This is a genomic window from Salinivibrio siamensis, assembly GCF_001996005.1.
Taxonomy (GTDB): domain Bacteria; phylum Pseudomonadota; class Gammaproteobacteria; order Enterobacterales; family Vibrionaceae; genus Salinivibrio; species Salinivibrio siamensis.
The window spans coordinates 41,206-50,825 of sequence record NZ_MUFB01000025.1 but is presented as its reverse complement, the minus strand read 5'-3'; the positions used below and the strand labels follow the sequence as shown (position 1 = coordinate 50,825).

General features: G+C 51.2%; 7 protein-coding genes. 1 reads left to right on the top strand and 6 read right to left on the bottom strand.

The features are described 5' to 3' along the window. Both BZG73_RS12615 and BZG73_RS12610 read right to left on the bottom strand, forming a co-directional pair. Positions 1-1,406 (bottom strand): Ig-like domain-containing protein (locus tag BZG73_RS12615; protein WP_131826201.1); only part of this gene is annotated, 1,406 nt, incomplete at its 3' end. Positions 1,407-1,628: 222 nt separating this feature from the next. Next, positions 1,629-2,570 carry a LysR family transcriptional regulator gene (locus BZG73_RS12610; protein ID WP_235606065.1) on the bottom strand — a complete coding sequence of 314 codons (942 nt, stop codon included), beginning with the start codon at positions 2,568-2,570 and terminating at the stop codon, positions 1,629-1,631. A 56-nt stretch (positions 2,571-2,626) separates the two neighbouring features. On the opposite strand from BZG73_RS12610, the gene metE reads away from it, so the two are divergent. Then, entirely contained in the window at positions 2,627-4,897 is a 2,271-nt protein-coding gene (metE, locus tag BZG73_RS12605) for a 5-methyltetrahydropteroyltriglutamate--homocysteine S-methyltransferase (protein ID WP_077668470.1), read from the top strand. Positions 4,898-5,034: 137 nt separating this feature from the next. On the opposite strand, the gene rpsO is transcribed toward metE, so the two are convergent. From rpsO to infB, 4 genes are all read right to left on the bottom strand, one after another. Further along, entirely contained in the window at positions 5,035-5,304 is a 270-nt protein-coding gene (gene rpsO, locus BZG73_RS12600; protein WP_046075122.1) for a 30S ribosomal protein S15, read from the bottom strand. 153 nt (positions 5,305-5,457) lie between these two features. After that, entirely contained in the window at positions 5,458-6,414 is a 957-nt protein-coding gene (gene truB / locus BZG73_RS12595) for a tRNA pseudouridine(55) synthase TruB (RefSeq protein WP_077668469.1), read from the bottom strand. A 3-nt stretch (positions 6,415-6,417) separates the two neighbouring features. Then, entirely contained in the window at positions 6,418-6,810 is a 393-nt protein-coding gene (gene rbfA, locus BZG73_RS12590; RefSeq protein WP_046075120.1) for a 30S ribosome-binding factor RbfA, read from the bottom strand. 86 nt (positions 6,811-6,896) lie between these two features. Next, positions 6,897-9,614, bottom strand: coding sequence for a translation initiation factor IF-2 (infB, locus tag BZG73_RS12585; RefSeq protein ID WP_046075119.1), 2,718 nt, complete (start codon positions 9,612-9,614; stop codon positions 6,897-6,899). Positions 9,615-9,620: the final 6 nt, after the last annotated feature.

The following is a 9,620-nucleotide window of genomic DNA, read 5'->3' as shown; positions in this document are numbered from 1 at the left end:
TTTCCGGCTTCATCGGTCACCGTCATGGTCACCGTCAGCTCGCCATCGGCCAGGCTGCTCACGTCTTGGCCTGTGACGGTCACGTTGCCATCACCATCCACGCTGATGTCGTTCGCATCCACGGTGATGTCGGCCGTGTTGGCGTCGCCGTCGCTGATCACGATGCTGTCTATCGCCGCACCGTCTTCCACCGTGCCGGTGAACTCGACGTCGTCTTGTTCGTTGTCGTTGATCAGGCCATCGGCATCGTCGAACGCGATGCTGTTGCTGCTATCGCCACCTTCGCCTGGGGCCGCCGTATCCACCGTATGCTCTGATGAGCCAGTGCTTTCTACCGTATTGCCCGCGTCATCTGTCGAGCTCACGATCACCTCGAACTCGGTGTCCGCTGCCAGGTCGCTGCCGGCCACGTCCACGCTCCATTCGCCGTTTTCATCCACGGTGGTGGTGTACTCGGTGCCGTTGATGGTCATGGTGACCGGATCGTTTGCGGCGATGTCGCCGCCGCTCGCGCTGCCAGTGACCGTGATGGTCTCGCCCGCTTCTTGCGCGTTGATCACGTCATCGCTGGTGATGTTGTTCACGCTGACCGTGCCCGCATCCGCGCTGGTATCAATATCTGCTTGATCACTCCCCGGCGCTGAGGTGTTGCCGGAGGTATCGGTAATGGTGGCTTCTACGGTAAGCGTTTCACCGTCTGCGGGCGTATCCGGGAGGGTGACGATGACAGTTCCGTCAGTAATATTATCTTCCGTCACGGTGAACGTCTGTCCATTCACCGTTAACACATCGCCTGGATTGGCGTTGGTGCCAGTCAGATCGATAGACACTCGAATACCGTCGCCAATTTCTTGGCTGCTAATCACACCATCATTGTTTGCATCGTTGAGGATAGTGACCCCAGGGGCGTTGGGGGCAGTAACGTCCACCAAGCGACCAAAACCGTCTTCTTCGTCCGTGCCAATTGCGCCTGCATTGTTGGCAATCGAGTCAGAGTCAAACCCAGAGCTCGCAATGGTCTCGCTTCCATCTCGCTCCAAGTTGACATAGCTCCATGAGCCACTACCCGTTGCTTCACCACCTGCAGCGGTCGCTTGGTCTTCTTGAATGGTGATCTCGCCTTCACCTTCCAAGATTTGTTGTTGAATGTCGGCTATTTCGTCTTGCACGTCTTGCGGCAAATTATCAATCAAGGAGCCGGGCTCCCCGCCTTGCGATTCCAAAGTGAGCAATAAGCCGTTACTCAATGCAATCACAGCATCGCTGTTGTCGGGCAATACAAGCTCCGTTCCTGCGGGAAATGACATCCCCTCAGAAACCGTCATAGGCGCCCCATTGACAAGAACAACACCGTTTCCTTGAATATTTTCGACAATTACGTTGCGAGATAGCGAGATTGATTCCATAGCCGGACTCTTTAGCTAAACAAAGTGTGATCTGCTTTCAGAAAAAGCGAACCTTGATACATTATCGGTCTAATTAGACTTATCCGAAAGTGATTTTACTAGGAAATGTGCGCTTTATACGGCTCAAAAATGAGACAACAATGAGACTGAAACTACGGCAGTGCGATGACACGAAAGTTATTTGCAAAGAAGAGGTTATTCCACTTTCTTGTGCCATGTGCATCACAGCTTGTGATGGATACTGGTCACACTCGCCTGCCGAATAAAATCCTCGATATAATCCTCTCTCTCTCCAGCACGTATTCCTAGATGGATGGATTTATTGATGCCGCTTTTTCCCATACGTAGAACATGTAAGTTAAGTTGTTGTTGGTACTCTTTTGCCAGCCACTTCGGTAAGGCCGCAATGCCTCGTCCTGCCGCAACCATTTGTAGCATAATATCTGTTGTTTCAATGGTTTTGTGTTTGCGTGGCGCACAATGTGCCGGGGCGAGAAACTGCGTGAACACATCTAAACGCGCTTGGTCAACAGGATAGGTAATGAGCACTTCTTGTGTCACCTGATGGGGTTCGACATGAGACTGCGATGCCAGCGGGCTCTGTGGGTGAGTCACAAGCACTAATTCGTAATCAAACACGGAGACGTATTCAATACCTGGTTTAAACAAGGGATCCGGAGTGACGAGCACATCAATATCATGACCAAATAATGCCCCTAGGCCACCGAATTGAAACTTTTGTTTCACGTCAACATCCACATCCGGCCATTGGTGCAAGAAAGGCTCAACCACCTTAAGCAGCCACTGATAGCAGGGGTGACATTCCATGCCAATGCGCAGGGTGCCGCGCTGACCTTGTGCAAATTGTTTAAGTTGCTGCTCGGCATGCTCAAATTGAGGGAGCATACGCTCAGAGAGGGTCAGCAAGTACTCACCAGCCTGAGTGAAATGTAATTGTCTGCCTGATTTTTTCCACAGGCTAACGCCTATCTGACTTTCTAATTTTTTCATCGCATGGCTAATGGCAGATTGGGTGAGATAAAGCGTCTCTGCCGCGGCGGTAAGCGATCCTTGCTCTTTGATGGCACGCAGAATATGAAGATGATGACGTTCTAACATGTCTTTTCCATGACCAAATTTCATTAATTGATGAAATAATGCCATTTTAGTTCATAACGAGAAAGCCCTATGCTGAACTCAACTTAAAGGAGGACGTATAGATGGCTAAAACTCATAACCTCGGTTTTCCCCGCATAGGGGCACAGCGCGAACTAAAATTTGCACTCGAACGTTACTGGCGTGGCGAATCATCCCAGCAAGATTTAACCAATACTGCAGGGGCTCTACGCCGTACCCATTGGCAACAACAAGGTAAGCTCGATGCCGTTCCAGCGGGTGACTTTTCTTTTTATGACCATGTACTCGACACCAGCTTTTTAGTCGGCAATGTCCCTGACCGTGTGGCTGATCATCAAGATAATACCCTCGATAACTATTTCCGCGTCGCCCGTGGTCGCTCGGCGAACGATACTGGCTGCCAATGTGTCCACGCTGGTGAAATGACCAAATGGTTTGACACCAACTATCACTACATCGTGCCAGAATTCACAGCACAAACCACCTTTTGCTTGCATGCTGAAAGTCTATTGGCGCAAATAGAAGAAGCCAAACAAACCGGTGTTCAGGCCAAACCTGTTTTAGTCGGCCCCGTCACGTATCTGTGGTTAGGTAAAGAAAAAGATGCTTCTAACAAGCTGGATCTGCTTGATGAACTCTTGCCAGTTTATCAATCGCTCCTGAGCACGCTGGCAGAACAAGGTGTTGAATGGGTTCAAATCGATGAGCCTATTTTGGTCACTGAGCTTGCCCCTGCGTGGCAAACAGCAATAAAAACCGCGTATCAGACGCTAAGCCAAACCAACGTGAAGTTATTGCTGGCAAGCTACTTCGGCGAGCAAGCTGAAAATCGTCAATTGGCGCAATCCTTGCCCGTTGACGGTTGGCACCTGGATGCGATTCGTGGCCGAGGGGATGTTGCGTCGTACCAAGAAGCACTTGGCGATCACCAAGTCCTGTCTCTTGGTGTGATTAACGGCCGTAACGTTTGGAAAACCGATCTTAATGCCACGCTAGCTTGGCTTGAACCCATTCACCAAGCACTGGGCGATCGTCTCTGGCTCGCTCCCTCTTGTTCATTGCTCCATGTGCCCGTCGATTTGACCAGCGAACACAAGCTCGATCCTGAAGTAAAAAACTGGCTCGCCTTTGCCCATCAAAAGCTTGATGAATTGGATGTGCTTGCCAACGCGCTCAACCATGGCAAGCAAAGCGTTCAACAAGCACTGGCCGACAACCGCCAAGCTATTGAGAGTCGTCAGCAGTCACCACGCGTGCACAACCCTAATGTGCAAGCTGCATTGGCGGCGATTACACCGCATCTGGGTAAGCGACAACGCCCGTTTGCAGAACGCATTCGCTTGCAACACGAGCAGCTCAACCTGCCACGCTTCCCGACCACTACCATTGGCTCATTCCCGCAGACGAGCACCATTCGCCAAACGCGCTTGCAATACAAAAAAGGCGAGATTGATGCGGTGACCTATCAAGACATCATGCGCAAAGAGATCGCCCATGCGGTCGACAAACAAGAAGCTCTCGGGCTCGATGTCTTGGTCCACGGTGAAGCCGAGCGTAATGACATGGTGGAATACTTTGGCGAACAATTGGATGGTTATGTGTTTAGCCAGTTCGGTTGGGTGCAATCGTATGGCTCTCGCTGTGTGAAGCCGCCGATTTTATTTGGTGATATCGAACGCCCGAAAGCAATGACTGTAGAATGGACGCAGTACGCACAATCTCTCACCGATAAGCCGCTCAAGGGCATGCTTACCGGACCGGTGACGATTCTCAACTGGTCGTTTGTCCGCGATGATCAGCCACGATCGCAAACCTGTAACCAGCTGGCGCTGGCGATCCGTCAAGAGGTGCAAGATCTCGAGAAAGCTGGCACCAAGATCATTCAGATTGATGAAGCAGCCCTGCGTGAAGGCCTACCTCTGCGTCGCAGTGAATGGCAACACTATCTCGACTGGGCCATCAATGCGTTTAAAATTGCGGCTAATGGCGTGAGTGACGAGACGCAAATCCACACCCATATGTGCTACTCCGAGTTTAACGACATCATTGCATCGATTGCGGATATGGACGCTGACGTCATCACCATTGAAACCTCACGCTCGGATATGGAACTGCTGGACGCGTTTGATCACTTTGATTATCCCAATGACATCGGCCCAGGCGTTTACGATATTCATTCCCCCAATACGCCCACTCAAGCACAAATTGTGGGCTTGATGAACAAAGCCGCTGCGCGGATCCCCGAAGAAAGGTTGTGGGTGAACCCGGACTGTGGATTAAAGACCCGGCAATGGGATGAAGTGATCCCGGCCCTAGAAAACATGGTCGCTGCGGCGAAAACACTTCGCCAATAACCAGCGTCAATGGCGCTGCGTCAGCAAGGCGAAGAATCAAGATAGCGTCAAATAAAAAAACGCGCCACGGATAACTCCGGTGGCGCGTTTCTTATCGCAAAAGAAAAGGGAGCCTGAGCTCCCTTTTCTCCAGAATCTTAGCGACGGATGCCTAGACGCTTGATAACGTCCAAGTAACGGTCAACGTTGTTCTTTTTCAGGTAGTCCAGCAGCTTACGACGACGTGAAACCATGCGTAGCAGGCCACGACGGCTGTGGTGGTCACCTTTGTGCTCAGCGAAGTGCGATTGCAGATCGTTGATTGATGCGGTCAAAAGGGCGATTTGAACTTCTGGTGAACCAGTGTCGTTCTCAGTTTTACCAAAATCAGCAACGATTTGTGCTTTTGCTTCTGCAGTCAGAGACATAATGCTCTCCTAATAAGAGTGTGTGATTATCATGCACCAGCCAATCTCTGATTCAGCCGGTGCCCGAAGGCGCGTATTCTACTGACTTTCGTCTAAGGTAGCAATCTATCCGCGCCTCTTTTTGCCGTCACCACGCGCAAAGGCATCATGTTTCTAGCGTGCGTCGGGCTGGCGACTGGCCACCAAACGACGCGGTGCTACCAAGCCATCGGCGTCAATTTCTCCCACCCCAATAAAGTGACGCTCATCGCCCGCCGTTAAGCGAACAAAACCACTCGTGGGAGCATTGGGCACTTGAACCGCTTGCCCTTGCAATGCATAGCTGGCCATCACCGGCAGCAAGTTAATTTCACGTAAGTCTTGCACCGCGGTATCGAGTGGCAGCAACAAAGGATCGAGCAACTGCTTAGGCTGGATCTCTTGCTCTCTGGCTTGATTGAGCAAGCTTTCCAGTTGCTCAAGCGACACCATCTGGCGCGTTGGGTAGGCTGATACGCCAGTACGACGTAAAGCCGTCACATGCGCCCCACAGCCCAACATTTCACCCAGATCGTCGACGATAGTGCGAATATAAGTGCCCTTGGAACAATGCACTTCCATTTCTATCTCGTCACCTTCAAAGCGCAGCAATTCAATCTGATACACCTTGATGGTACGCGCTTCACGCGGCACCTCGATACCTTGGCGCGCGTATTCATACAAAGGTTTCCCTTGGTACTTCAGCGCCGAGAACATAGAAGGAATTTGCTGGGTTTCACCCCGGAACTTAGCAATACAACGCTCGAGTAAGCCTAGGTTAACTTTCACATCTCGGGTTTCCACCACGTCGCCATCGGCGTCAGAGGTGTTCGTCCGCTCACCCAGCTTTGCGACCACGCGATAACGCTTATCAGAGTCGAGCAGAAACTGGGAAAACTTGGTGGCTTCGCCCAGGCAAATGGGCAACATACCGGTTGCGAGTGGATCAAGTGCGCCCGTATGGCCTGCTTTTTCGGCAAAAAAGATGCGTTTTACTTTTTGTAAGGCATCATTAGAGGTCATGCCCGTGGGCTTATCGAGCAGGATAATGCCATCGACTGGACGACCTCGACGACGTTGACGACGCGCCATCTATTACTCCTCACCTTTGTCATCTTCACCACGGCGCTCATCATCGCTGCGCACCGCTTTGCTTACCAAGTTGGAAATACGAATTCCCTCAGTGAGTGACTCATCAAACACAAACGTCAGCTCTGGGGTCACACGCAAACGAATGGCCTTTCCAACCAAAGAGCGGATATAACCACTCGCTTCATTGAGGGCTTTGAGGCTTTCTGTCGGTGCTTGCTCGTCAACGGTTAAAAACGTGACGAAAACCTTCGCGTACGCCAAATCACGTGAAATCTGAACATCAGAGACAGTGACCATGCCAATACGCGGATCTTTAATCTCGCGCTGCAGTATCAGTGCAATTTCTTTTTGCAGCTGATGGGCGACGCGGTCTGTGCGGCTAAAATCTTTACCCATTTTCTTTTCTCTCAATAAAATGGGGGTAAGCGCATGCGCCTCCCCCCACGGTGTATCCAAACAACCTGGTTGATTTATACGCTTAATCAGTCGATTGAGCGCTGAATTTCAACCGTTTCATAGACTTCAATCTGGTCACCAACGCGAACGTCATTGTAGTTCTTCACGCCGATACCACACTCGTAGCCTTTTTTCACTTCGTTCACATCATCTTTGAAGCGACGCAGTGATTCTAGCTCACCCTCGTAGATAACCACGTTTTCACGTAGTACACGGATTGGGTTGTTACGCTTAATCACACCTTCAGAAACCTGACACCCGGCAATTGCGCCCAGTTTCGGTGATTTGAAGACATCGCGTACTTCTGCCAGACCGATGATTTCTTGTTTGAACTCAGGCGCAAGCATACCGCTCATCGCTTGTTTCACTTCATCAATCATGGTGTAGATGACAGAGTAATAGCGCAGATCTAAGCTTTCATTTTCAATGGTCTTACGCGCCGCCGCATCCGCACGGACGTTAAAGCCACAAATGATCGCATTAGACGCAGCGGCCAAGACAGCGTCAGTTTCAGTGATACCACCGACACCTGAGCCGACGATCTTCACTTTCACTTCATCCGTTGACAGTTTCACCAGTGAATCAGCAATTGCTTCGACAGAGCCTTGAACGTCCGCTTTCAGCACGATATTCAGCTCAGCCACTTCACCTTCAGCCATGTTCGAGAACATGTTCTCCAGTTTGGCTTTTTGCTGACGCGCCAGTTTCACGTCACGGAACTTGCCTTGACGATACAGCGCCACTTCACGGGCTTTCTTCTCGTCACGCACAACCGTGGCTTCGTCACCCGCTGCTGGCACACCAGACAGACCGAGGATCTCAACCGGAATTGACGGACCCGCATGCTCTACGTCTTGGCCATTCTCATCACGCATCGCACGGACACGGCCATATTCCAAGCCACACAGAACGATATCACCTTTGTTCAAGGTACCTTCTTGAACCAGCACTGTCGCGACAGGACCACGGCCTTTATCAAGACGTGATTCAACCACTACACCGCGCGCCATGCCTTGCTCGACCGCTTTCAGTTCAAGCACTTCTGATTGCAGCAAGATAGACTCAAGCAAGCCATCAATGTTCTGGCCTTGTTTTGCCGAAACATGCACGAAGATGTTTTCACCACCCCATTCTTCTGGGATAACGTCATACTGTGCTAGCTCGTTTTTCACGCTGTCAGGGTTAGCGCCTTCTTTATCCATCTTGTTGACGGCAACAATCAAAGGCACACCTGCCGCTTTCGCGTGCTGGATAGCTTCTTTGGTTTGTGGCATCACGCCATCATCAGCTGCGACCACCAAGACAACGATATCCGTGGCACCCGCACCACGTGCACGCATCGCGGTAAACGCGGCGTGTCCAGGGGTATCTAAGAAGGTGATCATGCCATTGTCGGTTTGTACGTGATACGCACCGATGTGCTGGGTAATACCGCCCGCTTCGCCCGTCGCAACGTGCGCTTTACGGATGTAGTCAAGCAGCGAGGTTTTACCGTGGTCAACGTGACCCATGATAGTTACCACCGGCGCACGTGGTGCGACAGGTGCATCGCTATCACGATCCGAGAGTACAGCCTCTTCCAGCTCGTTCTCTTTACGTAGGATAACCTTGTGGCCCATTTCTTCCGCCACTAGTTGCGCGGTTTCTTGGTCGATCACTTGGTTAATAGTCGCCATCGCACCCATTTTCATCATGGTTTTGATGACTTCAGCGCCTTTAACAGCCATTTTGTTGGCCAGCTCCGCTACGGTGATGGTTTCGCCGATTTCAACTTCACGGTTTACTTTCTGCGCTGGCTTTTTAAAGCCATGCTGCATCGATGATGGCTTAGCCATGCGGCCTTTGCCTTTTCCACCTTTGCCACGACGGCCGCGAGTGGTTTTATCCTCAGCGGCGTTCGCTTTTTTCTTCTTCTTACGACGCGGGGCGGCACTTTCTTCGCGACGATCCGCCTCGTCTTCTGCCTCACGGGCATACTCGGAAGTGACTGTATGGTGATCAGCCGCCTCCATGGTATTGAGTGCTTTGTCTTGATCTGACCAGCGTTCTTGATTTGCTTCTGCCATTTTGCGTGCCTCTTCTAACTGCCGCTGACTTTCTTCTTCAGCTTTACGCTTGGCTTCCTCTTCCTGGCGACGCTTAAGTTCATCAGCTTCTTTCTTCGCTTGCGCATCAGCAGCTTGAGCTGCAGCAGTATCCGCTGCGTTTTCTTTAGACTGCTCAGTGTTCGGTTGCGCTTGCGGCTTGGCTTCACGCTTAGCTTTTTCTTCGGCTTCGCGTTTGGCTTTCTCTTCTGCTTCACGTTTGGCTTTTTCTTCCGCCTCACGCTTGGCTTTCTCTTCTGCTTCGCGTTTCGCTTGCTCTTCGGCTTCTAGACGCGCTTTTTCTTCGGCTTCGCGTTTCGCTTGCTCTTCCGCTTCTTGCGCTGACTTTTGCTCTTCAAGGTCGCTACGCTTCACATAGGTACGCTTCTTACGCACCTCAACTTGGACATCTTTGTTCTTTCCGCCAGCCCCTGACACGCTCAGTGTGCTACGTTTCTTGCGCTGAAGCGTCAGACGCGTCGGAGCATTGCCGTTATCACCGTGCTCACGCTTTAAATGCGCGAGCAAAGCTTGTTTCTCATCTTGGCTTACCTGATCGTCAGCCGACTTTTGCATACCAGCTTCTTTAAACTGCTTCAGCAGACGATCGACTGGCGTATCAATTTCCTTCGCCAGTGTATGTACTGTAACCTCTGACATTCTGCT